Below are 25,241 nucleotides of genomic sequence, written 5' to 3'. Positions count from 1 at the left end.
CCCATTCACGTTCGGCGTTAATATTACTCAGTTATTTTTGTTACTTGCAGAATGTTTGGTAAGGTCTTGAGCTCGTCCAAAACAAGAGGATTAATGTTTTGGTCTACTTCTATTGTCATAAGGGCAAGTTGTCCTTTTTCTTTTCTTGATACATCCATGTGGCCGATATTAATCGCATGCTTGGCCAGGACGTTTGCTACCGCAGCAATCGCTCCAAAGCGATCATTATGAACGACCAGAATGGCAGGATGATTGCCTGATATTTTCAATTTAAACCCATTCAACTCAATGATTTCTATTTTCCCTCCGCCAATTGAAATACCAACCAGTTCTAATTGGCCCTGGTCATCTCCAATAATTACTCTTGCCGTATTCGGATGATCAGTAATAGCATCCTCTTCAAAAAAGGTAACCTTAATACCTTGTTCCTTGGCAATTTGCAAGGAGGTTTTAATTCTTTCATCAAATGTATCAAAATCCAGCAATCCCCCGACAATCGCAATATCTGTCCCATGTCCTTTATATGTCTTAGCAAAAGATCCATAAAAAGAAATAGATGCCCATTTAGGCTCCCTGCCAAATAAACTTCTAGCAACACGGCCGATTCTTGCTGCCCCTGCTGTATGTGAGCTTGATGGACCAATCATAACTGGTCCAATAATATCAAAAACTGTTCGATACTTCATAATTTTCCCCTCTCACCTCGTGTCCAATTCCCCTCTAACACTATTTTATCAAAACGTCTTTATAGTTGTAAAAGCTTTCATACAAGGAAAAGCGGAAGCGCCTTGAACAGCCCCGACAAGCGATCTAGAGGGGCTAGGAGCTGGAGCTGGAGCTGGAGCTGGAGCTGGACAATGATACCATTCTTTATTACGTTCATACTTTAATTAACTTAAAATTTCTTAACAGATAAAAATAGAAGGGGAAGCTCCCCTTCTATAATCGCTATTCAATTGCAAAGATATAAGCATAAAGTGGTTGTTCACCATTATGAACCTCAACTTCAATATCCGGAAATTTTTCTTCGATAAAGCTTTCGAGGCTGTCTACTTCGTCATCTTTAGCATCTTGCCCTTGGAGAATAGTAAGGATTTCATCGTCTTCTGTGACCAATTTTTCAAGCAGCTTTTTAGCAGCTTCGAGTTGGTTCTTGTCTTTTGTCACAATCTTCCCATTCGCAATTCCCATAAAATCATCTTTTCCGATATCGATCCCGTCTATATTGGTGTCTCTCACAGCATAAGTGATTTGTCCTGTTTTAACATGCCTAAGGGCTTCTTTCATTGTATGTTCATTTTCTTCAGGACTAGTTTCCGGATTAAATGCCAAAAGTGCTGACATTCCCTGTGGTACAGTTTTTGAAGGGATAACAAAGACATTTTCGTCGACAACAGAAGCAGCCTGCTGGGCAGCCATCACAATATTTGAATTATTAGGAAGGATGATAATATTTTCAGCATGCACATCTTTAATCGCCTGTACAATGTCTTCTGTGCTTGGATTCATGGTTTGGCCGCCTTCAATTACAGAATGTGCACCAATGCTTCTAAATAAATCAGCAATCCCTTTCCCCATCGTCACAGTCACAATACCGTACTGTTGTTTTTCCTTTTTAACAGACTGTTTTTCCTGGGAAGAGGCTTCCCCCACAATGTTGCTGTGCTGCTGCCTCATATTATCAATCTTCATATTGATGAGATTTCCATACTTTTGCCCATAAGAAAGAACTTCTCCTGGGTATTCTGCATGTATATGTACTTTTGCGATCTCTTCATCAGCAATAACAAGTAAAGAATCGCCATACTCACTTAAATCTTCTCTGAATCTCTGTTCATTGAACGTTTCTTTTCCTTCCTCAAAACAAACCATAAATTCCGTACAATATCCAAACTCAATGTCCTCAGTATTTATATGGCTTTGAATATTTTTATGATGTTCTGCGCTTACAAGTTCACTCATAGAAGGAAGGTTTGCTTTTGTTTCAGAAAGCTTTTCCCCTTTTAATTCTGCAAGAAAACCTTCAAATACAAAAAGTAAGCCCTGTCCTCCACTATCAACTACTCCTACTTCCTTTAAAACTGGCAGAAGCTCTGGAGTTCTGTTTAAAGAGGCTTTTGCCTCCTTTACAACAACTTCCATCACTTTTATAATATCTTTTTCATTTTTTGCAGCAGATACAGCGGCCTTTGCAGAATCCTTTGCCACCGTTAAAATCGTACCCTCAACTGGTTTCATCACAGCCTTATACGCTGTATCAACACCTGCTTGAAGTGCATCAGCAAAACCTTTGCTGTCTATCCCTTTTTTTGATTCAATTGATTTAGAAAAGCCTCTGAACAATTGAGACAAGATAACACCTGAGTTGCCGCGTGCCCCCATTAAGAGCCCTTTAGAAAGGGCAGTGCCTACCTTGCCGATATGATCTGTCACGTGTTGTTTTACTTCCTTTGCTCCTGATGACATTGACAAATTCATATTCGTTCCTGTATCACCGTCTGGAACTGGGAATACGTTTAAGGCATCCACAATTTTCGCATTATTGGAAAGATGGCTGGCCCCTTGCAAGATCATTTCAGCAAAACGCTTACCATCTAAAGTTGTAATAGCCACAAATCTTCCTCCTTACTACGGGTTCGCTACTCGAACTCCCTGCACATATATATTGACTGAATCGACAGCTAGTCCGACTGTTTGGTCCAAAGTATATTTTACTTTTGTTTGCACATTATGTGCTATTTCAGAGATTTTCGTGCCATAGCTTACAATAATAAACATATCAATATGCATTTCATCTTCTTCTTGGCGCACAAGGACGCCGCGGCTGAAGTTTTCTTTCCGTAAAATTTCTGTAAGACCGTCTTTGATCTGGTTTTTCGAAGCCATTCCTACAATTCCGTAGCAATCAACTGCAGCACCGCCTGCGACCATTGCAATGACTTCATTTGTAATGTCAATTTGTCCGTACTTTGTTTTTAATTCAATGGACATAGTAGAGCCCCCTCCTGGAAAAAATCACATTGACTATAAATATTTTACTACAAGGCTTCTGCTTTTAAAAGTTTCTGTATCACTTTAGAATATCTTAATTCCTTCGATATTATCTCTTTATAAGAAATTGACGCTTAAAAAGTCTAAAAGAGGACCCCAAAAGCAAATATTTGACCTAATGAATTTCAGCTAGGCTTGGATCTCGACGTTGTGGTAACACTATTTTATACGTTAATTTATTTTAACATTCTGAACTTACTAAAGTAACTTTTCGCTGATAGGGAAGCCTTTCTTTAATTTGATGCATTTGTATAATAATCAGATTAAACGATTAGCGAGATAATTGCAGCTTCCATGAATTATTTGGACCTTTATTAAAATAATTGCACCTTTATTAAATTATTGGCATGCTTAACGAAGTAATTGCATAAAATTCCCCAATCATTCATGTCAAGAGAAAACTCTTGATAGGAAAGAAAAGAAGTATTGCATTAAAATGACAGTTATGATAAATTAGTAAGGTCATGAAGATCATACATGAATTATTTTTGAATGTTGGATGTTGTTGTAGTAAGGAGGGATTCTATTATGGCACGTAAATGTGTTGTTACTGGTAAGAAAACTCGTTCTGGAAACGCTCGTTCTCACGCTATGAACTCAACAAAACGTACTTGGGGTGCAAACCTTCAAAAAGTCCGTATTCTAGTTGACGGTAAACCTAAACGCGTATATGTATCTGCTCGCGCTTTAAAGTCAGGTAAAGTGGAGCGTGTGTAATAAAGTGTCATTACATAAAAAAAGCACCTCATCGGTGCTTTTTTTATGTTAAATCTTCAAATAACATTTTGAACAGGCTTTTTTATAAGCATCACGATATCATGATTTTGAAAACAGAATTTTTACCAGCGATCCCAACACTTAAAAACAAATTCAGTTGTTCACTCTTTTTTGAATGAGCCCAGCATAGCCCGTATAATTCCACCTAAAAACTTTGGCAGCTTAATCGTATAAAATTTCATTGTTTCCCTCCTCAATCCTTCAATCATCATCTTTGTTCAGCTTTAAAGGTGTTTTGAGCAATTTATCCTTAGAAGGACCATTCTGGCATTTTTATATGAAAGCACGATTAATCTTTGCTTCTTATCATCAATAATATGCCAGATGTAAATGAAAAAGTACCTTGAGCATGAATGAGTTCGTTACTAATACATAGTGTGGAACCAAGCTGAATATGACAATTATTTAGAGGGTATTTAAATCCGGTTAATGTAATTCCACTGACCTCTTCAGAGATAGGGATAAACGATATGTATTTATATTCCTCTTTTTTATCTACCTTATAGCAATCAGGCAAAAAAACTTCTGCTTGATTATAACGATCAATCAATTTTATTTGAATGTTTTTATTGTAAAATCTCTTCATTATATGTAAATTGGCAAGTAAATGATCAAGTCTGCCTCCTGTTGCACCAAAAATGCGGATAAGATTTGGGTTTTGTTTAATAGCCCAAGAAAGAGCCAGCTCAGTATCTGTCGCATCCTTCTCTGCTTGAAAGGTAGTAAGCTTGACAGAATGGTTATCTAAAAAAAGCTTCTCTTCAATTGTAACTGAATCAAAATCCCCGAATGCAATGTGAGGGATTATTCCTTGCTCGAGCAAATAAACGGCGCCCTTGTCAATTCCCACCCAAGTAGAGTGACTGTCATGATAATCACCTAATTCAGGCAGCAAATAACTTGGCCCACCTGCAACTAAATTTATTTTCTTCACTAATAATTCTCCTTTCAATCATGGATTTACTATAGCATTCATTACCGAAAATTGAAAAGATAGATCTATTAGTTTACATAATATTATTATGAGTTTTTCTTGACTTTCCTTTAAGAAAAAATAAATGGAAGAAAATCAGGTTGAAAATAATTTCATCATGGAGGTTCCCTACAAGGGCACAGAATTTAAAAAAGTAAAATCAGCTGCACTCCTTTCGTTAATCAAGGGATTTATCTTCGAAAATTTCAATATATCGATTATTCGACATAAATCGCAAAAACAGATTGGTGTACAGGTTTCTTATTTTTTTGATAACATATAAATTTTGAAACTACAAAATAAGACCGATTTCTCGGTCTTATTGTCCTCTTATTTTTTTTATCGCTTCTTTGCGATTTGCTTTATTATAAATCGCAGATCCTGCTACAAGCACGTTTGCACCTGCTTCGACACAGGTTTGAGCTGTTTCGGGATTTATTCCGCCGTCTACTTGAATTTCGACAGAAAGTCCGCGTTCAGTGACGAGCTTTTTAATTTCTTTGATTTTTGGAACTGTATTCTTAATAAATGATTGACCGCCGAATCCTGGATTGACAGTCATCTGCAAAACCAAATCGACGTCATCAATGATATGTTGAATCATATGAACTGGAGTATGCGGGTTTAGTACGACTCCCGCTTTAATTCCCTCCGCTTTAATTTGCTGAATCGTTCTGTGCAGGTGCCTGCATGCTTCAACATGAACAGAAATAATGTCAGCCCCAGCCTTGGCAAAATCTGAAATATAGTTTTCCGGGCTTTCAATCATTAAGTGAACATCCAACGGGAGCTTTGTAATTGGCCTTATCGCCTCAACAATAAGTGGCCCAATTGTAATATTCGGAACAAAGTGTCCATCCATTACATCGACATGTATATAGTCTGCTCCACCATTTTCTACATCTTTAATCTCTTCTTCAAGTCTTGCAAAATTCGCTGATAGAATCGACGGGGCGATCTTAATCATTTTAGTACCTCGGCTTTCTGTCCTTTATTTCTTCCATAAAAGATAAATAGTGTTCATAACGATATGTTTTTATTTCTTCTGCCTCTACTGCGGCTTTTACAGCACATTTAGGCTCTTTCACATGGGTACATCCTCTAAACTTACAGTCTGCACTTTTTTCACTTATCTCAGGGAAATAAGCAGAAAGTTCTTCTGCCTCAATACCGAGAAAATCAAGCGAACTAAAGCCTGGTGTATCTGCAACTAATCCTTGGCCAACCATTAACAGCTCCACATGTCTTGTCGTATGTTTTCCCCTGCCAAGGTGTGTAGATATATTACTTGTTTTTAAATCAAGTTCAGGTTTTAATACATTTAATAAGGATGACTTTCCCACACCTGATTGTCCGGCAAAGACTGATGTTTTGTGTTTAAACAAAGGAAGAAGATCATGAATTCCTTCCTTTGAAATAGTGGAAGTGAGTATCACTTCATATCCGATCGCCTCATAATCTTTTGCAAACTCATAAATGGCTTCTTTCTTTTCTCCATCAGCAAGATCTACCTTACTTATGCAGATTACTGGTGTAATGTTGTTTGCTTCAATCAGGACAAGGAATCTATCTAATAAGAGTGAACTAAAGCCAGGTTCGACTGCAGAAAAAACCAAAATAGCTTGATCAATATTCGCAATAGGAGGGCGTATGAGTTCGTTTTTTCGATTTCCAATTTCTAAAATATAGCCCTCCCGGTCATTTTCTGCCTGGTACACTACCTCATCTCCGACGAGGGGAGTAACCTTATTTTTGCGAAATACTCCTCTTCCCCTGCATTGGAAAACATGATCATTGTCCAAAACATAGTAAAAACCGCTTAAAGCTTTCATTATTTTGCCTTGAGGCATAGAGTTCCTCCTTGATATTATCCATCTTCAGGGTATGGTATCGTTTCTCGTTTCACGATTGTATCTTTAATCATCACTTGATAATAAGCTGTAGAATCCGGGGCAATATTAAATTCAACGGTTCTGGTTGTAGGCTCTGTAATTTTAAATTGTTCATAAGGTGTTGAAACCGAATGCTCAGCATCATCGACAGAAAGGATAACCTCGATTTCTTCTCCTTCTTCTGCTGGTTCGTAAGGAATTTCAATTTCTTTCGTTACCGTTTTAACAGGTTTTTCTTCTACTCCTAGGGAGTATACAACTTCAATGGTGCTCCCAGGGTCCAATTGTTCGCCTGGATTTGGTGATTGCGAAATGACTTGGCCTGCTGGGACTTCTGAAGAGTACTGTGCTTCCCCTTCATTTAATTTAAAACCATTTTCTTCAATATAGGCATCAACAGCATCCTTTGAGTAGCCGCTTAGGTCTCTTAGTGAAATTTTTGCAGGACCAACACTATAAGTGAGAGTAATCTCATCTTCACTTGGAATGACAGCTTCTCCATCTAAAGGTTCCTGATTTACAATAACCCCTTCTCCCTCTTCACTATGAACCTCTTCTATTGTTATCTTTTCAAAACCTCGCCGTTCCAGCAACTCTTTTACCTGTTCAATATCTTGTCCGACATAGTCATTAAGCGTTACTTTTTTCTTTCCGGAGCTTTCATATATCGTAATCGTTGAGCCTTCTTTTGCCATTTTACCTGCGTTTGGATTGGTCTTTACGACAAGTCCTTCTTCTATTTCTTCATCCTCAACTAATGTCGTTTCATCGTCTACCTTAAAGCCAAGCTCGGTCAATTGATTATAGGCAGCCTGATAATTTTCCCCTTGAAGATCCGGTACCATTACATCCTTCGGCAGGAAAATCGCGGGAACAATTGTTACAGCAGCAACCCCGGCAAGAATTAAAATGATGAATGCAGCAATAATAAATTTTGCAAACCTGCTTCTTTTCTTTTTAGGCTTGTCTTTTTTCTTTTTGACTTTTTGTTTTTTGCTGGGAATCGCTGTAGGTGTTTCCGGCGGTGGACCAGGTCCGTGAACAAGTGTGTCATCCCCATTACTAATCTTGTCATCTGTAATGATCGGGATGGCTTTTGTTGCATCTAAATCGTCTGGAATCACAAACTTTTGTTCATTCAGCCGATTCGTGTTAAAAGCTGTTTCGATATCCTCTAACATGTTCTCTGCTGTTTCATACCGATGAAACGGATCTTTTGCCATCGCTTTTAAAATAATGTTCTCCACACTTTGAGGGATCATCGCATTCCATCTCTTAGGGGATGGAGTATCTGATTGTAAGTGTTTTAACGCAATCGAAATGGCTGACTCACCGTCGAAAGGAAGTCTGCCTGTTAAAAGCTCAAACAACACAATACCTATCGCATATATATCCGATTTTTTGGTTGCAAGCCCGCCTCTAGCTTGCTCAGGAGACAAATAATGAACTGAACCTAGAACAGAGTTCGTTTGCGTAATCGTTGTTGAGCTCAGCGCCATGGCAATTCCAAAATCAGTAACCTTTACATTTCCATGATGATCAATAAGAATATTATGCGGCTTAATATCGCGGTGGACAATTTGATTTTCATGTGCGTGAGCAATGGCTGATACAATTTGTTCAATGATATTTAAAGCTTCTCTTGGATGCAATGGAGCGTTCTGCTGGATGTATTGTTTAAGCGTTTGGCCCTCTACATATTCCATTACGATATAATAAATATCCTCTTCTTCCCCTACATCATAAATACTTACAATATTAGGATGAGCGAGGCTGGTAGCAGATTGCGCTTCTCTTCGAAAACGGCGGATAAACTCTTCATCGTTTGCAAAATCAAACCGCAGCACTTTTACTGCGACCTCACGTTCAAGGATTACATCCCTCGCTAAATAAACGTTGGCCATTCCTCCGCCGCCAATTACTTCTTGAATTTTATAACGGCCATGTAGGCGTTTGCCAACTAACACGCCTCATCACCTTTTTCACTGCCTGGTGAATATTCAACCAATACTAATGAAATATTATCTTCCCCGCCGTTTTCATTTGCTAATTGAACTAATGTTTCAGCTTTGTTTAACAATTCTTGTTGTTCACTATTTAGAATCGATTGCATATGTTCCTCTGATACTTTATTTGATAAACCGTCTGAACATAGCAATAGAATATCCGATTGCTCAGCACCAATAGATGTCACATCAAAATGCACCTGCTGTTCAGTACCTAAAGCTCTAAGCAAAACATTTTTTCGTGGATGATGCTCTGCATCTTCTTTAGTTATCTGTCCTGAACGGACAAGTTCATTGACTAATGAATGATCTTGGGTCATTAATTTAAAGCCACTCTCATTATGTAAATAGCAACGGCTGTCACCAATATGACAGATTGTTGCAAAGGCATCAGTACAAATGACACCAACAAAAGTCGTCCCCATTCCCTGACATTCAGGATTATTTAAAGCATGTTTAAACAGCATCATATTAACAAGCTCAAGATGCTCACCAAACCACTTCTCTGCTGAATCAGGTGAATCAAACCCGCCTGTTTCATCCCAAATTTTCTTGAAAGAAGAGATTGTCATTTGGCTTGCAACATCCCCGGCAAGGTGCCCGCCCATCCCATCAGCCACTATTGCTAATACGATACCATTTTTATTTGTAAAAACTCCAACGCTATCTTCGTTATGCTGCCTTACTCTTCCCTTGTCAGATAATTGAACTGTTTTCAAACGTTTCACCTCGTCTCCTCTTTACGCTCCTTCGCACGCAGCTGTCCGCATGCAGCATCAATATCATGGCCTTGCTCACGACGAATGGTCACATTTACTCCGCGATTCTTTAATACTTTCTCGAACCGGAATATTTGTTCTTTAGGTGTTCGAACATAATCTCTTTCTGGTACATAGTTTACTGGTATTAAGTTTATATGACATTTCACATTTTTGACAAGGTTCGCCAATTCCTCTGCATGTTCAATCTGATCATTTACACCGCCAAACAACCCATATTCAAAGCTTACCCGGCGGCCCGTTTTATCAATATAATATTGAACAGCTTTCATTAATTCCGGCAGCTTATAAGCACGATTGATCGGCATTAAACGGCTTCTAATTTCTGTATTCGGAGCATGCAGGGAGATCGCAAAATTGATTTGCAGCTTTTCATCGGCAAACTGATAAATTTTTGGAATAATCCCGCTTGTAGAAACGGTTATATGTCTTGCTCCGATATTTAAACCATCATCATGGTTAATAATTTTTAAGAAAGACAGCATTTCATCAAAATTATCAAAAGGTTCGCCAATTCCCATAATGACAACAGAGCTTACTCTTTCTCCAAATTCATCTAATGCCTTCTGTACTTTTACGACTTGAGCTACGATTTCTCCTGCCTCTAAATTTCTTTTTAGGCCGCCAAGTGTTGAAGCACAAAAAGTACATCCGATTCTGCAGCCAACTTGGGTTGTTACACATACAGAATTCCCATATTCATGTTTCATAAGAACTGTTTCAATTGTATAGCCATCATGCAATTCAAAAAGAAACTTCATCGTTCCGTCTTGAGAGGTTTGCTGAATAGCCGTTTTTAGAGTCGTTAAAACAAAATGTTCGGCAAGCAGCTCTCGTAAATTTTTTGAAAGATTGGTCATATCTTCGAACGCTGTTACCCGTTTTATATAAAGCCAATCAAAAATTTGGCCAGCTCGGAAGGATTTCTCACCATGTTCCTTCAGCCAACTCTTCAGTTCATCCAATTCCATTGAATAGATGGACGGTTTCACTGACTCTTTTTTTTCTGTTTGTCTTGATGATTTTGTTTGTTCCATTTTTTACACCTTCTTTCTCATACTTGCAATATAAAATCCATCTGTATTGAAGTAATGAGGGAGTATTTGTAATTGTCCATTCTTTATATAAGGCTTTATTTTGTCTGGTAGGCGTTTAGCTAATGAATGATCTGCTTCAAACTCTGGATGGTTTTGGATGAAAGTGTCAACCACCTCATTATTTTCTTCCTTGTCAATTGTACAAGTGCTGTAAACAAGGGTACCGCCTTTTTTTAATAGGGGTGAAACAGATGAGAGAATATCATACTGAATTTTCGCAAGCATCTTTATATCGTTTGCGTTTTTCGTATATTTAATATCAGGCTTTCTTCTGATTACACCGAATCCGGAACAAGGAGCATCAACTAATATGCGATCAAACGATTCTTCTTGAAATTCATTTGAAGCCTTCCTTGCATCAACTGTCCTTGCTTCTATATTAGTAAGTTCTAACCGTTTTGCTTGATCCTTAATCAACTTTACTTTATGCTCATGCAAATCAAGGGAATAAACTTTACCTGATTGCTCCAGCAGTTCAGCTATATGTGTCGTTTTTCCTCCAGGGGCTGCACATGCATCCAGGATAATATCTCCCCTAGTCGCGCCAAGTGCTCTTCCTACCAGCATGGAGCTTTCATCCTGAACAGTCAAATAACCTTGCTTAAATGCATCCGTTAAAGCAACGTTTCCACTTCTGCTTTTAATGGCATCAATTGCTAAATCTCCTTTTTCAGCTGTGATACCGTGATGACTTAGAAGTTCGATTACCTCAGATTCATTGCTTTTCATTTTGTTAACTCGGGCTGTCTGAACAGGTGGTAACAGGTTTGTTTGACACATTTTAGCTGTTGTCTCTTCTCCATATTGTTTCATCCATTTCTCAACTAACCATTTCGGATGGCTGCTCTCAATTGAAATCCGTTCGACGGGATTGGTGATTTCATCAAATGAAGGCATTCCTTCTCTTTGAAAATTCCTTAGAATTCCATTAACAAAAGAAGATATCCCTCTGTGTCCTTTTCGTTTTGCAATTTCAACTGCTTCAAATAAAATGGCACGATCAGGAATTCTGTCCAAGTAAACCATTTGGTATATCGACATTCTAAGCAAAACCTTTACCCAATCTTCGACTTTCTTTGGTTTTTGAAGGTATTTACTTAGAATATAATCAAGTGTCATCTTCCTTTGCAGTGTACCATATACTAATTCCGTTAATAATGGAACATCTTTTGCATCCAGCTGGTTTGATTTAATAAGAGAGTTTAAAAGCAAATTACTGAACGCTTGATTTTTTTCTATTTTTAATAGCGCTTCAACGGCGACTTCTCTGACATTAGCTTTCTTCATTTTCTTCGCCTAACTTTATGCCATTGTTTAATTGAGTACCGCGGAGAAAATCCTCACCTGTCATTTTCTTTTTGCCGGCAGGTTGAAGCTGTGTAAGCTTGATCGCAGTCTGATTGCCTGTTGCCACAACTGGACCATCTGTATCAAATCCGATAACAGTACCTGGTTCTGCTTTCGTCTTATTAGGCATTTTTTCTCCCCACCAAACTTTCAATACTTGGCCGTTTAGGAGTGTATAAGCAACAGGCCACGGATTTAAGCCGCGAATATGATTGTAAATTTCCTCTCCAGATAGACTCCAGTTAATTTTTTCTTGTTCACGTTTAATATTGTATGCAAAAGTGACCTTTGATTCATCCTGCTTTACCGGAGTGATTTCAGCATTTAATAGTTTTGGCAAAGTATCGGATAACAACCTGGCACCAGCTTTGCTAAGCTTGTCATGAAGAGATCCGACATGATCATTTTCTTCAATCTGAACTTCCGCTTGTGATAAAATGTCACCTGCATCAAGCTTTTCGACCATATACATGATCGTAATTCCGGTCTTCTCTTTTCCCTGAAGGATGGAATAGTGAATAGGTGCTCCCCCCCTTAACTCAGGCAGTAAGGAAGCATGTACATTAACACAGCCAAACTTCGGAGCTTCCAGCAGCCCTTTTGGCAAAATTTGGCCAAATGCTGCTGTAACAATTAAATCAGGCTCTAACGAAAGAATTTTCTCAAGCTCCTTTTTCTCTTTAATCTTCTCTGGTTGAAAAACAGGTATTTTGTGCTGCTCTGCTTCAACTTTTACAGGGGGCGGCGTAAGTATTTTTTTCCGTCCTTTAGGCCGGTCAGGCTGTGTTACTACTCCAACTACTTCGTATCCATCAATCAGTAATTGTCTTAATACAGGAACTGAAAAATCTGGCGTTCCCATAAAAACGATCTTCGTCATGCTATCATCCTTCCGTCTCCAGCTCATCTTCTTCTATATATCTCAGGACTTTTGATGTAAACAGGATGCCATGTAAATGATCAATTTCATGTTGCATGGCTCTCGCTAAAAACCCTCTCGCTTCCATTACAAATGGCCGTCCTTTTCTATTTTGTGCATGAACCTTCACATAATCCGCCCGCTCTACTTCACCAAAAAGGCCCGGAAAGCTTAAGCAGCCTTCGGGGCCTACCTGCTCGCCTCTTTGCTCGATAACCTTTGGATTTATGAGCTCGATTCTTCCATGTTCATCTCCAATATCAACAATGGCAATTTGCTGCGTGTGACCAACCTGAGGTGCTGCAAGCCCCACTCCATCAAATTCAATCATTGTATCATACATATCATCTAAAAACACGGCAAGTTTGCGGTCAAAGATCTTTACGCGCTCACATCGTTTTTCTAATACTTCAGCAGGATATAATACTAACTTCATAATTGACAATATGATGCCTCCAAGTCTAGCTGTTTGCTTTTGTATGATTTACTATGTACCGTATAAAACTCTTTTGAACCCTATCAGCAGAAAAGAAAAACACTGATGAATTTATGAACGAGATGTTTGCCAAGGCAATCGGCTTTTCGCCGATTGCTTCAAGTCTCACCTCTCACTTCTCTCGTCAAGAGATACACCCATTCTCGTTGATTTTGTTCTTTGGTCAATAGCTAGAAAGTATGCGAGGGCACTATCACAGCATGACATACGGGTTCATATCAATAGTGATTTGCAGGGAATTTTGATGAACATCCTTTTGATAATGTTCTAGAATATTTTTCAATGTGCCATGAAGGTTTTTTTCCTTTTTGTATTTTATCATGCATTGATAGCGATATCTATCTTTGATCTTTGGGATCGGTGATGTGACAGGACCAAGGATAATCGATTGCTGACTAAGATTTGACTTTAAAAAAGTTGAAATATTCTCAGTCACTATCGCAACTTTTAAAACATCAGGATGAGAGATGGTCAACAAGCAGATGTAATAATAAGGAGGATATTCGTGTAATTTGCGAACTGCAAGCTCTTGTCTGAAAAATTCATCATAATGATGTTCCTTTGTCAGCTCAATACTATAATGCTCAGGTGTATAGGATTGTATGATAACTTCTCCCGGCAGCTCATGTCTCCCAGCCCTTCCGCTTACTTGGGTTAATAATTGAAAGGTCTTTTCTGCAGCGCGAAAATCTGGCAAGTGCAGCATCGTGTCAGCACTTAAAACTCCAACGAGGGTTACCTTTGGAAAATCCAATCCCTTTGCTATCATTTGTGTACCTAATAAAATATCTGCCCCGCCTTCACCAAATTTAGTTAATAACCGTTCATGAGACCCTTTTTTTGATGTAGTATCCACATCCATCCTTATGACACTGGCTTCCGGCAATACTTTAGCAAGCTCCTCCTCAACCTTTTGCGTTCCTGTTCCGAAATACCGAATATGTTCACTCTGACATTCTGGACAAACCTTAGGCATGATTTCTTCATGCCCGCAATAGTGGCATTTAAGCTGCTGGCCAAAGCGGTGATAGGTTAACGAAATGTCGCAATGAGGACATTGGATCACATATCCGCAGTCTCGGCACATCACAAAGGAGGAATACCCTCTTTTATTTAAAAACAATACGGTCTGTTCTTTCTTTTCGATTCTGCTTTGCAATGCTTCGAGGAGAGTTTCAGAGAACATTGATCTGTTTCCATTTCGCAGTTCTTCTCTCATATCAATAATTTCAACAGCTGGCATCGCCCGGTTGTTTACCCTTTCTTTCAGAGTTAACAACGTATAAACTCCTTTTTGTGCTCTTGCAAAAGATTCTAATGTAGGGGTGGCGCTTCCTAATACTACAGGGCAATTATGATAATCCCCTCTTTTAATCGCAACATCTCGTGCATGATATCTAGGTGTTTCTTCTTGTTTATAGCTTGTTTCATGCTCCTCATCAATAATGATCATCCCGAGGTTTTCAAAAGGGGCGAATATCGCTGAACGGGCTCCGACAACAAGCTTAACTTCTTTTCGTTGAATTTTACGCCATTCATCATATTTTTCACCAATAGATAGACCGCTGTGAAGAACGGCTACCATTGAGCCAAACCTGCTTTTAAATCGATTTACCATTTGCGGGGTTAGAGAGATTTCGGGAACGAGAACAATCGCTTCTTTTCCTTTATTTAATACAGCTTCAATCGATTGTAAGTACACTTCGGTTTTACCACTGCCTGTTACACCATACATTAAAAAAACCTTATGGAGCTTATTTTCAACGCTTTCTAAGATTGGTGAAATTGATTGTTGCTGTTCCGTTGTCAAAGGGAGGGGCAGCGATTTTTTAAAGTGACGGCCTTCATAAGGGTCCCGATAAATTTCCACCCATTTTTCTGTTATTATTCCTTTTTGAATTAAGCCTTTTAAAGAAGATTCACTGCCGTTAGTTAAGCTTAGAAAGTCACTTGCCGGCATTTCCTTTGATCCAATATGCTCCACTGCAAACTGAGCCATTTCTTTTTGTTTTTTGGCTTGAGAGGGTAAAAGATCTAAAGGAGAGTTCCTATCTGTTTGAATTTGTGCCAATTGAACTACTCTTTTTTTCTTTTGCTTTGTTTTTTGCGAGACTCGGTAAACAACTTCTAAGCTTCCTTTTTGAATTTCTTTTTGAATTTGCTTTAACAGATCATCATCTTCAAAAGTACTCCAAGGAATTTCTGCTTGCTTTTCAAAATATTTTTTTAGTGTAGGTTCCAGTTCCTTTCTTTTTTCTTCTGAGATGAGGGTGATCATTTTATCATATTTTGCTTTCATAGCTGCAGGGAGCATCGCTTGCAAAGCAGAAATATTAAAGCATAATGTTGTTTCTGTAAGCCAACTTCCTAATTGCAGCAACTCGGGTGTTACTGAAGGTGTTAAGTCTTGAAGTCCTTCAATCGATTTCAGCTTTTTAAAGGAAGATTCTTCTTTCACCTCTATCACAAATCCCTGCAGCTTTCGCTGTCCAAACGGAACGATAACCCTCATTCCCTGTAAGATCATCCCTTGCCATTTTTCTGGAATCTTATAATCAAATGTGCGATCTGTTTGCATTGTAGGAACATCAACAATCACACTTGCATATTTCATGATTAAACCCCTTTATAGTAGTGATGCTATTTCTTTTAGAACTTTCTCTGCAACTTCATCTTTTGTTAATAAAGGTAAAGCGGTTTTTTCTCCCGACCGCTTATAAATGGTTACAATATTTGTATCAGTACCAAAACCCGCTCCATTTTCTTTAACATTATTTGCTACGATCATATCAAGATTTTTTGATTCAAGCTTCTTACGTGCGTAAGTTTCTACATCATTTGTTTCTGCAGCAAAGCCTATTAGCAGCTGATGCTCCTTCCTTGCTCCGAGCTCTTTTAGGATATCTTTTGTCCGCTCCATTTCAATGCTTAAATCTCCATCTTGTTTTTTCATTTTTTGATCATAGACTATTTTCGGTCGATAATCGGCAACTGCTGCGGTCTTTATCACTACATCTGCTTGTTGATAGACTTTCATTACCTCATCAAACATTTCGTCGGCTGTTTCAACAGGGACATAGTGGGCTTCCTCGGGTTCTTTTAAATGAACAGGTCCTGAAATCAGGGTTACTTTTGCACCCGATTTTATCGCATGCTCCGCTAATGCATACCCCATCTTTCCAGAAGAGCGATTTGTAAAAAACCTTACTGGATCAATAGTTTCTCTTGTTGGACCTGCCGTAATAACAATGTGCCGGTCTTTTAAAATATCGTCTGTATTTTTAGAAAAGTATGATCTTACAATCTCAACTATTTTTTCTGGTTCTTCTAACCTTCCTTTCCCAACATAACCGCATGCTAAATACCCTTCACCTGGCTCAATAAATTGATAGCCATCCTCATGCAGGGTAGCCAGATTACGTTTTACAGCAGGATGATCATACATATGAACATTCATTGCTGGTGCCAGCCAAACAGGGGCAGTTGTTGCTAATAGTGTTGTCGTTACCATATCATCTGCAAGGCCGCCGGCCATTTTACCGATTACATTCGCTGTAGCAGGAGCAACGATTACTAAATCAGCCCAATCAGCCAAATCTATATGAGCGATTACGCTTGGATCCTTTTCATCAAATGTATCAGTAAAAACTTCATTTCTAGATAGGGCTTGAAAAGTTAAAGGTGTGACAAACTGCCGCGCTGATTCGCTCATGATCACTTTTATATTCGCTCCTGCTTGTACTAATTTACTAGTTAGTTGAGCGGCTTTATAAACGGCAATACCCCCTGTTACACAAAGAAGGATATTTTTTTTAATCATTATGTGGCCACCTTTCTAGAAGTCAGAGGTCGGAGGTTGGAATAGAGGAAATCGGCGAAAGAGCCGATTTCTTTTTCAACTGATCTCCTGTTCTCTTTTACACTTTAGTGAACTTAAAATATCTGAAATTAAGGAATCGGTGAAAGAGCCAATGGCGCTTAGAGGTGAACAACGATATCACTCTTTAACACGTTAATACTTTAATTAAATTAAACTTTCTGATCTTATTAAAAAAATAACAACCCCAGCAAGGTTGTTATCTTTATTCTATCCCACTCTTAACGGGCAGTAAAACCCCTTTTTAATTTTCAGTGAAAGCAAAGTAGGATTGGTCACTGGACTGGAACTGCCCGTAAAGGTCCGATTGGTTCAACTAACCAACAGTGGGTACCCCACTGTTGGAAGTTTCACTTTATCCCACTCTTAACGGGCAGTAAAACCCCTTTTTAATTTTCAGTGAAAGCAAAGTAGGATTGGTCACTGGACTGGAACTGCCCGTAAAGGTCCCCATAGAGGAACACAGACTAAAAGCGTCACGTTTTTGACAACGTCTGTGTGCCCCACATTCTGTGGGCCTTTGGCTAACCAACTATCCCACTGCTTAAAAGTTTCACTTATCCTTTTTGCTCTTCTTTCTCAAAGTATAGCAAACCGGCATTGATTTCCTCTAACGCTTTGCCTACATATTTATGAGAAATCGGTTTTTCTATTTGTTGATTTTGATGTAACTGCATTTCCCGTGCGCGTTTTGCTGCGACAGTAACAAGGGTGTATTTTGAATCTAATTTATTCATTAAAACATCAATTGATGGATAGAGCATTCTATTCAACCTCCAGCATTTTTTTATAAAGATGGGCGATTCTTTCTCTTCGGCAATGTTCTGCCTGAACAATTGCTTTGATTCTCTCACAAGCAAGCTCCACATGATCGTTCTCAACTACATAGTCGTAAGCATCCATAAGCTCAATTTCCTCTTTTGCTACTTTCATCCGGTTCTCAATCAACTCGTTGGTCTCCGTACCCCTTGTAACAATTCTGCTTTTCAGCTCACTAAGGCTTGGGGGCATCAAGAAAATAAACAACCCTTCAGCAAAAGCCTTTCTAACTTGTATAGCTCCTTGAACTTCAATTTCCAGGAAAACATCTTTTCCTTCACTCAATGTTTTTTCCACATAATCAATCGGTGTACCATAGTAGTTTCCTACATATTCAGCCCACTCTAATAGTTTGTCATGTTTAATCATTTCTTCAAATTCCTCTCTGGACTTAAAGAAATAATCAACGCCATCCACTTCACCTTCGCGGGGCTTTCGTGTAGTAACAGAAATGGAATATTCAAAGTTTGTATCATTTTGCGAAAAAATTGTTTTACGGACAGTGCCTTTGCCTACACCTGAAGGGCCGGATAAAACAATTAAGAGTCCTCTTTCTTTTTTCACTTCTTTCAAAACCTACCCTTCTTCTGACAATTCATCTTTATTGGATAAGCGATGAGCAACTGTTTCCGGTTGTACCGCTGATAATATAATATGGTCGCTATCCATAATTACTACAGCTCGAGTTCTTCTTCCATAGGTAGCGTCAATTAACATCCCGCGGTCTCTTGCGTCTTGAATGATTCGCTTAATTGGTGCAGACTCTGGACTTACGATTGAAATAATGCGATTTGCTGAAACAATATTTCCAAAGCCAATGTTAATTAGCTTAATACTCAATAAACTCTCCCCCTTTTTATGCAGGCAAAACTATTTTAGCCTTAAAAAGTTTAGGTTAATCAAAGGTGCCCCTTATTATTCAATATTTTGGACTTGTTCCTTCATTTTTTCGATTATGCTTTTCATTTCTACCACCATTTTCGCAATTTGACTGTCGTTTGCTTTTGAACCAATAGTGTTTGCTTCTCTATTAAGTTCTTGAACTAAGAAATCCAATTTCCGGCCAATGGGTTCTTTTTCAACCAGGATTTCTTGGAATTGATAAATGTGGCTTTTTATTCTGGTCAATTCTTCTGAAATATCAGAACGATCGGCAAAAACGGCTACTTCTGTAAGAATTCGATCTTCATCAATGGTTCCGGACATATACTCCGATACACGCTTATAAATTCGGTTTTGATAATTTTGAATAACAGATGGTGCTAGCTTTTCAACGTTCAAAGTTAAATCGGAAAGCGTTTGTAAACGGTCTTTAATGTCCAGCACTAACTGCGCTCCCTCAACGAGTCTCATTTGAAAAAGCTTTTCAGTCGCATCGATGACTGCTTGAGTAATAAGTTCTTCCGCAAAAGTATTCTCCTTAGCTTTTTCCTCAATTTGCAGCATATTTTCCAGTTGAAGCAGCTGGTTAATGCTTGGTTGGTCTTCTTGAAGTTCATACTTACCATTTATTGAATGAAAAGCATTTATGTATTGATCAAGCAAGATCCAGTCAATAGAAAGTGAACGATCTGTAAGAGGCTGACCTTCAATCGATATAAACATCTCTACTCGGCCTCGATTTACTTTCTTTTGGACAATCTTCTTGATTTTATCTTCAAGTGTTACTAACTGTCTAGGCAATCTTATACTAATTTCAGTAAATCGATGATTAACAGATTTCATTTCAACCGTTACGGTCATTTGTTCCTTTGAAAGAACAGACCTTCCAAATCCGGTCATACTTACTACCATCATGTTCACTCCTTTCTAGAGGTGGGAGGTCAGAGGTGGAAATCGATAAAATCGGTGAAAGAGCCGATTTCTTTTTATAAATTCATAACCAGTGCTCTTTAGCACTTTAGTGAATTTAAACACTTTATCGTTTAAACTGTTCTAAAAACACAAAGAAAAAGGTAATAGATCGCTCTATTACCTCCTGAATTATATCACAAACAATTAAGATTTTCTTGTTAAAAGTGAGCCTGCTAATAAAAAAGTTGGTAAAGCTGACATACCAAGTACTAAAAGCCAATCTTGCGGCAAAATAGCTACCGTGTGGAATATTGGTTGAAGCGGCGGATAGTAAATCACAATTAACATTAATAATATAGATGAAGCAACTGCGCCAATTAAATAGATGTTCCCAAATGGATTCCGGTCAAAAATGGATCGTTCACTTCGACAGTCAAAAACATGGATTAATTGTGCCATGACGAGTGTTGCAAAGGCGATTGTCTGGGCATAGATCAAATTATCAGGCTGTCTATTATAAATGATTATGAACGCTGCGAGTGTTGCAATTCCAATGAGAAAGCCTCTTGATATTACTTTCCATGCAAGCCCTCTTGCAAACACTCCCTCCCTTGGATGTCTTGGTTTACGATTCATTAAATTTCCCTCAGGTTTATCCAAACCCAATGCCATTGCAGGCAATCCATCTGTCACTAAATTGACCCATAAGATTTGAATCGGGACAAGAGGCAGGGGAAGAGCAAGCAGCATAGCAAAAAGCATGACTAATATTTCTCCTACATTTGAGGCGAGCAGGTACCTAACAAACTTTCGAATATTCTCGTAAATGTTCCTGCCTTCCCGAATGGCGGATTTAATGGTGGCAAAGTTATCATCTACTAATACAAGTGAAGATGCTTCCTTTGCGACATCTGTTCCGGTGATACCCATTGAGATCCCTATATCTGCAGCTTTGATAGCAGGTGCATCATTAACTCCATCACCTGTCATTGCTACTATATGCCCTTTATTTTGGAGAGCTTTGACAATTTTCAGCTTATGTTCAGGAGAAACACGCGCAAATACATAAATATCGTCAACAACATTCTCCAACTCATCGATAGACAAACTGGAAAGTGTTTGCCCATCCATTACTTTGCCTTTTGCTGGCATTAGATCTAATTGCTTTGCGATAGCGCTAGCTGTCAATAGATGATCACCAGTAATCATAACCGTTTTAATACCTGCAGCCCGGCATTCTTTTATCGCTTGCTTCACTTCAGGACGAGGTGGATCAATCATTCCCTGCAATCCGATAAATGTTAAATCCTTCTCTGCTTCCATATAAGAATTTACGATTTGTCCGCTTCTTAAAGGCCTAAAAGCAACAGCTATAGTTCGTAAAGCTTTTGAAGCAAGTGATTCTATTGATTCTTTAATTCGGTTTTCAAATTGAGCAGAAAGTACTTTTTGTTTTTCATCCCATAAAATAAACTCGGACACCTTCATTAGTACATCTGGAGCTCCCTTAGTAATGACAAACCGTTTTCCTGATTTATCTTCAACTATCACACTCATCATTTTTCTTGTAGAATCAAAGGGGAACTCCTCAATTATCGTAAAGCTCTGCTGCAGAATGTCTCTTGTAAAACCAGCCTTCATAGCTGACACTAAAAGGGCACCTTCAGTAGGGTCTCCATCTAATTGGAACTGACCATCCCTTTCAAAAATTCTTGCTGTGTTGCAAAGCATTCCAAAGGTAAGAATTTGCTGAAGTGATTTTTGCTGCTTCGGTTGAACAGTTCGATCCTTATAGGAAAAATCTCCTTGCGGCACATAGCCTGTACCGGTAACCTCCCAAGTCTTTCCTTCAGCCCAGATATGTGTTACTGTCATTTTGTTTTGTGTCATAGTGCCTGTTTTATCTGAACAAATAACACTCGCGCAGCCGAGCGTTTCAACAGCAGGCAGCTTTCTGACAATGGAATGTTGTTTGATCATTCTTTGTACACCCAGTGACAAAGCAACCGTGACAATTGCCGGCAGCCCCTCAGGAATGGCAGCTACAGCTAACGATACTCCTGCAAGGAACATATCGTATAATTCATGGCCTTGGATAACACCAACTGCAACCACTAAAACTGTTAAAAGAAGGGCAAGAACAATTAATATTTTACCAAGCTGCTCAAGCCTTCTTTGCAGAGGAGTCATCATCGTCTCTGCAGTTTGAAGTAAATCTGCAATTTGCCCCATTGCCGTTTTCATTCCAGTTCCAACCACAACCCCTGTCCCGTTTCCCCGTGTGACAAGGGTTCCCATGAATGCCATATTAGTTAAATCGCCAATTCCAATGTTTTCCCCAACAATTGCCTCCATTGATTTTTGAACAGGCAACGATTCACCTGTTAAAGCCGATTCTTCGATCTCTAAGCTTTTTGTCTCCAGCAATCGAACATCCGCTCCAATTCGGTCGCCGCTTGTGAATTTTACGATATCTCCTGGAACAAGTTCCTTGGATAATAGCTTTACCCATTCCCCGTCCCTAAGAACAACAACCTGTGGTGCAGATAATTCTTTTAATGCATGCAAAGACTTTTCCGCTTTCCGTTCTTGAAAAAAACCTAAAATTCCATTGATCAATACAATCGCTATTATGGCAACAGCATCAATGTATTCTCCCAATATCCCAGAAATGAGAGTGGCTCCAAGTAAGACAAGGACCATAAAATCTTTAAATTGAGCGAGGAATTGGAGTAAAGCTGATGGTTTTTCCCCTTCCTGAAGCTCATTAGGCCCATATTGCTGCCTTCTTTTATGGACATCTGAGTCTGATAAGCCTTGTTTTTCATTTGTGTTTGTAGCCCTTATAACATCTGAATGTCCCATCTCATGCCATTTCATGATTGATCCTAACACCCCTTTTACCCAATAAATGCTCTAACACAGCTTATTCATCCTTGTCCGAAATAATGATATAATTCTACTTGGAAAAGAATTTGCATTGGGTTAAAAAGGAGACAAATCCCCTTTACTTGCCGAATAAGCGGTCGATTTGGTCGGATTGATCCTCATTTTGGTCGAATAAGCGACTAAATTGGACGGATTGATTCACGTATTGAACGGATTATCCCTAAATTAGCCTGATAATCAACCAAATTCGGCGGATAAAGTCTGCGATATTTACCTTCAAGCTGAGATATTTCTTTGATTTGTCTCTAACCTGATGATTTTATAAATAGGACTGTACCTAAGAGAAAAGGGTGTTTTAAAATGTCTTTTGATGGCATGTTTACATACGCAATGACAAAAGAATTGAAAGATAAATTGGAAAATGGGCGGATTTCGAAAATTCATCAGCCTTACAAAAATGAACTTATCCTGCAGATTCGTGCAAATGGGGAAAATCTGCGGCTGATAATTTCTGCTCATCCAAGCTATTCAAGGATCCACTTAACCCAGCAGCCTTTTGATAATCCAAATGAGCCGCCCATGTTTTGTATGCTGCTTAGAAAACACCTCGAGGGTGGGATCATAGAAAAAATTGAACAGGTTGATATGGAAAGAATTATGACAATTACGATTCGCAGCAGGAACGAAATTGGGGACCTATCCTATAAAAAGCTCTTCATAGAAGTTATGGGAAAGCACAGCAATATTATTTTAACGGATGTTGACAGAAATATGATTTTAGACAGCATCAAACACATATCTCCTGCAGTGAACAGACATAGAACCGTCTTGCCAGGCCATGAATACGTCCTTCCACCGGAACAGAATAAAGCGAATCCGCTTACAGCTGATGAAGAAACCGTTTTAAGAAAAATTGATTTTCAATCTGGAAAGCTGGATTCACAGTTGGTACAAAGCTTTTCAGGGATATCTCCTTTATTTGCAAAAGAAGTTATTTATCAGGCAAAGCTTGCAAATCGGGTCACTGTTCCACAGGAGTTTATCTCTTTAGTGTCAAAGGTGAAAGAAGAAAATTTTATCCCAACCCTTATTGAAACCGAGCGCAAAGTCTTTTTCTATTTTATTGAATTAGCGCATCTAAAAGGAACGGTCAAAACCTTTCCTAGCTTAAGCATCCTTTTAGATCGGTTCTATTATGGCAAAGCAGAGCGTGATCGAGTTAAGCAACAAGCTTTCGATTTAGAACGGTTTATTGGAAATGAAGGCAAAAAGAACAGAAATAAAATTAAAAAGCTGCAATCTACTTTAAAAAATGCAGAAAATGCTGATGTCTACAAACTTTATGGAGAATTAATAACAGCAAATATGTATGGAATCAAAAAAGGAGATCAACAAACAGAAGTTCTTAACTATTATGAGGATGATCATAGAATGGTCACCATTCCTTTAAATCCTCTGAAGTCTCCTTCCGAAAATGCCCAAGCCTATTTCCAAAAGTATCAAAAAGCTAAAAATTCTATTTCGATCGTAAAGGAACAAATAAGGCTTGCTGCTGAAGAGGTTACATACTTTGATAACCTGCTTCAGCAATTGGAATCCGCCTCTCCCAAAGATATTGAAGAGATAAGAGAGGAATTAACGGAAGGAGGCTATTTGAAAAAAAGAGAGCGAAAAAGCACCAAGAAAAACAAACAGAAATTGCCAACTCTCGAAAAATATCAAGCCACTGACGGTACAGAAATACTAGTAGGAAAAAACAATAAACAAAACGAATATTTAACTAACAAAGTCGCCTCCCGCGATGATATCTGGCTTCATACAAAAGATATTCCCGGTTCTCATGTAGTCATTAGAAAGAAGGAACCAAACGAGCACACGATTCTTGAAGCCGCTGCCCTCGCTGCTTATTTCAGTAAGGCTAAAAATTCAAGTTCAGTACCAGTTGATTTCACAAAAGTCCGTCATGTAAAAAAACCAAGCGGCGCAAAACCAGGCTTCGTCATCTACGACCAGCAACAAACAGTTTATGTCACACCCAAAGAGGAAACTGTTATAAAACTAAAAAAGAGCTAGAGATATCAAGAGCTGGCGATTAAAAACCAGGTTATCGGAAGTGGAATCATTTGCAAGCTTATCGGATTATTTGCCCGCTCATTGAATTAATTGCACGGTTACCAGATTAAATGCTCCCTTTTTGCTATATTGCACGATCATCGAATTAAATGCTCGCTCATGAAAATATTTGGCGGTTACCTGACTAATTGCTCAAAATTTTTGCCAATAAAGCCTGAATTTTGAGATACCTGCTAATCAAACACTGTCCGGCTAAATAATTTAACATTAGGAAAATAAAAATACTTATCTGAAAAATAATATCGAAAATTCGGACAGAAAGGTTCACGATAGGGAAAGAAAGACGGTCGATGCTGACAAAAAACAAGTGGTACGGCAAAATAAATAGGTGAAGGGATGAATCCTCAGAGGTTCATTCCTGCTAAAATAAAATCTTGATTACATGCATCGGT

Annotated in this window: 22 protein-coding genes; 2 read left to right on the top strand and 20 right to left on the bottom strand. The window is 38.6% G+C overall.

What is annotated here, in order from left to right; translation table 11 throughout:
* Window positions 1-23: 23 nt before the first annotated feature.
* From sdaAB to IC621_RS07190, 3 genes are all read right to left on the bottom strand, one after another.
* The gene (sdaAB, locus tag IC621_RS07200) at window positions 24-686 is read right to left on the bottom strand and encodes an L-serine ammonia-lyase, iron-sulfur-dependent subunit beta (protein ID WP_191157165.1); all 663 of its coding nucleotides are present in this window, start codon (window positions 684-686) and stop codon (window positions 24-26) included.
* A 262-nt stretch (window positions 687-948) separates the two neighbouring features.
* Window positions 949-2,613: a DAK2 domain-containing protein gene (locus IC621_RS07195; RefSeq protein ID WP_191157163.1), complete on the bottom strand. Its 1,665-nt coding sequence runs from the start codon at window positions 2,611-2,613 to the stop codon at window positions 949-951.
* A 15-nt stretch (window positions 2,614-2,628) separates the two neighbouring features.
* Window positions 2,629-2,991 (bottom strand): Asp23/Gls24 family envelope stress response protein, encoded by a 363-nt coding sequence (locus IC621_RS07190; RefSeq protein ID WP_191157162.1) that lies wholly within the window; start codon window positions 2,989-2,991, stop codon window positions 2,629-2,631.
* A 588-nt stretch (window positions 2,992-3,579) separates the two neighbouring features.
* Between IC621_RS07190 and rpmB the strand changes: the two genes are divergently transcribed.
* The gene (gene rpmB / locus IC621_RS07185; protein ID WP_191157160.1) at window positions 3,580-3,768 is read left to right on the top strand and encodes a 50S ribosomal protein L28; all 189 of its coding nucleotides are present in this window, start codon (window positions 3,580-3,582) and stop codon (window positions 3,766-3,768) included.
* Between the two features lie 161 nt (window positions 3,769-3,929).
* Here rpmB and spoVM read toward each other — a convergent pair whose 3' ends face one another.
* The 17 genes from spoVM to IC621_RS07100 all read right to left on the bottom strand — a co-directional run bounded on the left by spoVM (window position 3,930) and on the right by IC621_RS07100 (window position 22,707).
* Window positions 3,930-4,010: a stage V sporulation protein SpoVM gene (gene spoVM, locus IC621_RS07180; protein ID WP_191157303.1), complete on the bottom strand. Its 81-nt coding sequence runs from the start codon at window positions 4,008-4,010 to the stop codon at window positions 3,930-3,932.
* Between the two features lie 107 nt (window positions 4,011-4,117).
* Complete coding sequence (locus IC621_RS07175) at window positions 4,118-4,762, bottom strand: thiamine diphosphokinase (RefSeq protein WP_191157158.1); 645 nt, start codon at window positions 4,760-4,762, stop codon at window positions 4,118-4,120.
* Window positions 4,763-5,120: 358 nt separating this feature from the next.
* Window positions 5,121-5,768, bottom strand: a complete 648-nt coding sequence (rpe, locus tag IC621_RS07170; protein WP_191157156.1) for a ribulose-phosphate 3-epimerase — start codon at window positions 5,766-5,768, stop codon at window positions 5,121-5,123.
* A 1-nt stretch (window position 5,769) separates the two neighbouring features.
* Window positions 5,770-6,651 (bottom strand): ribosome small subunit-dependent GTPase A, encoded by an 882-nt coding sequence (rsgA, locus tag IC621_RS07165; protein WP_191157154.1) that lies wholly within the window; start codon window positions 6,649-6,651, stop codon window positions 5,770-5,772.
* A gap of 17 nt (window positions 6,652-6,668) precedes the next feature.
* The gene (gene pknB, locus IC621_RS07160) at window positions 6,669-8,660 is read right to left on the bottom strand and encodes a Stk1 family PASTA domain-containing Ser/Thr kinase (protein ID WP_191157152.1); all 1,992 of its coding nucleotides are present in this window, start codon (window positions 8,658-8,660) and stop codon (window positions 6,669-6,671) included.
* On the bottom strand, window positions 8,654-9,418 hold the full coding sequence (locus IC621_RS07155; protein ID WP_191157301.1) for a Stp1/IreP family PP2C-type Ser/Thr phosphatase: 765 nt from the start codon (window positions 9,416-9,418) through the stop codon (window positions 8,654-8,656). The genes pknB and IC621_RS07155 overlap by 7 nt, the downstream gene beginning before the upstream one ends.
* Window positions 9,419-9,423: 5 nt before the next feature.
* On the bottom strand, window positions 9,424-10,515 hold the full coding sequence (gene rlmN, locus IC621_RS07150; protein ID WP_191157150.1) for a 23S rRNA (adenine(2503)-C(2))-methyltransferase RlmN: 1,092 nt from the start codon (window positions 10,513-10,515) through the stop codon (window positions 9,424-9,426).
* A 3-nt stretch (window positions 10,516-10,518) separates the two neighbouring features.
* Complete coding sequence (rsmB, locus tag IC621_RS07145; RefSeq protein WP_191157148.1) at window positions 10,519-11,862, bottom strand: 16S rRNA (cytosine(967)-C(5))-methyltransferase RsmB; 1,344 nt, start codon at window positions 11,860-11,862, stop codon at window positions 10,519-10,521.
* A complete protein-coding gene (fmt, locus tag IC621_RS07140) occupies window positions 11,849-12,802 on the bottom strand; it encodes a methionyl-tRNA formyltransferase (RefSeq protein WP_191157146.1) in 954 nt (317 codons plus the stop codon). Before fmt ends, rsmB begins: the two co-directional genes overlap by 14 nt.
* Window positions 12,803-12,806: 4 nt before the next feature.
* Window positions 12,807-13,286, bottom strand: a complete 480-nt coding sequence (gene def / locus IC621_RS07135; protein WP_191157144.1) for a peptide deformylase — start codon at window positions 13,284-13,286, stop codon at window positions 12,807-12,809.
* Window positions 13,287-13,530: 244 nt separating this feature from the next.
* Window positions 13,531-15,951, bottom strand: a complete 2,421-nt coding sequence (gene priA / locus IC621_RS07130) for a primosomal protein N' (protein ID WP_191157142.1) — start codon at window positions 15,949-15,951, stop codon at window positions 13,531-13,533.
* A gap of 12 nt (window positions 15,952-15,963) precedes the next feature.
* Window positions 15,964-17,160: a bifunctional phosphopantothenoylcysteine decarboxylase/phosphopantothenate--cysteine ligase CoaBC gene (gene coaBC, locus IC621_RS07125; RefSeq protein ID WP_191157299.1), complete on the bottom strand. Its 1,197-nt coding sequence runs from the start codon at window positions 17,158-17,160 to the stop codon at window positions 15,964-15,966.
* 611 nt (window positions 17,161-17,771) lie between these two features.
* Complete coding sequence (rpoZ, locus tag IC621_RS07120) at window positions 17,772-17,978, bottom strand: DNA-directed RNA polymerase subunit omega (RefSeq protein WP_191157140.1); 207 nt, start codon at window positions 17,976-17,978, stop codon at window positions 17,772-17,774.
* A gap of 1 nt (window position 17,979) precedes the next feature.
* Window positions 17,980-18,597, bottom strand: coding sequence for a guanylate kinase (gene gmk, locus IC621_RS07115; RefSeq protein ID WP_191157297.1), 618 nt, complete (start codon window positions 18,595-18,597; stop codon window positions 17,980-17,982).
* 12 nt (window positions 18,598-18,609) lie between these two features.
* Complete coding sequence (remA, locus tag IC621_RS07110; RefSeq protein ID WP_191157138.1) at window positions 18,610-18,873, bottom strand: extracellular matrix/biofilm regulator RemA; 264 nt, start codon at window positions 18,871-18,873, stop codon at window positions 18,610-18,612.
* A 75-nt stretch (window positions 18,874-18,948) separates the two neighbouring features.
* Window positions 18,949-19,827 carry a YicC/YloC family endoribonuclease gene (locus IC621_RS07105; RefSeq protein WP_191157136.1) on the bottom strand — a complete coding sequence of 293 codons (879 nt, stop codon included), beginning with the start codon at window positions 19,825-19,827 and terminating at the stop codon, window positions 18,949-18,951.
* Between the two features lie 204 nt (window positions 19,828-20,031).
* Window positions 20,032-22,707, bottom strand: a complete 2,676-nt coding sequence (locus IC621_RS07100; protein WP_191157134.1) for a cation-translocating P-type ATPase — start codon at window positions 22,705-22,707, stop codon at window positions 20,032-20,034.
* Between the two features lie 369 nt (window positions 22,708-23,076).
* Here IC621_RS07100 and IC621_RS07095 point away from each other — a divergent pair, with 369 nt between their 5' ends.
* Window positions 23,077-24,789, top strand: a complete 1,713-nt coding sequence (locus tag IC621_RS07095; RefSeq protein ID WP_191157132.1) for an Rqc2 family fibronectin-binding protein — start codon at window positions 23,077-23,079, stop codon at window positions 24,787-24,789.
* The last annotated feature ends 452 nt before the right edge of the window (window positions 24,790-25,241 follow it).

Source organism: Metabacillus arenae (genome assembly GCF_014773385.1).
Classification (GTDB): Bacteria; Bacillota; Bacilli; order Bacillales; family Bacillaceae; genus Metabacillus_D; species Metabacillus_D arenae.
Note: the sequence above shows the minus strand (reverse complement) of the source record. Positions and strands in the feature narration are given on the sequence as shown.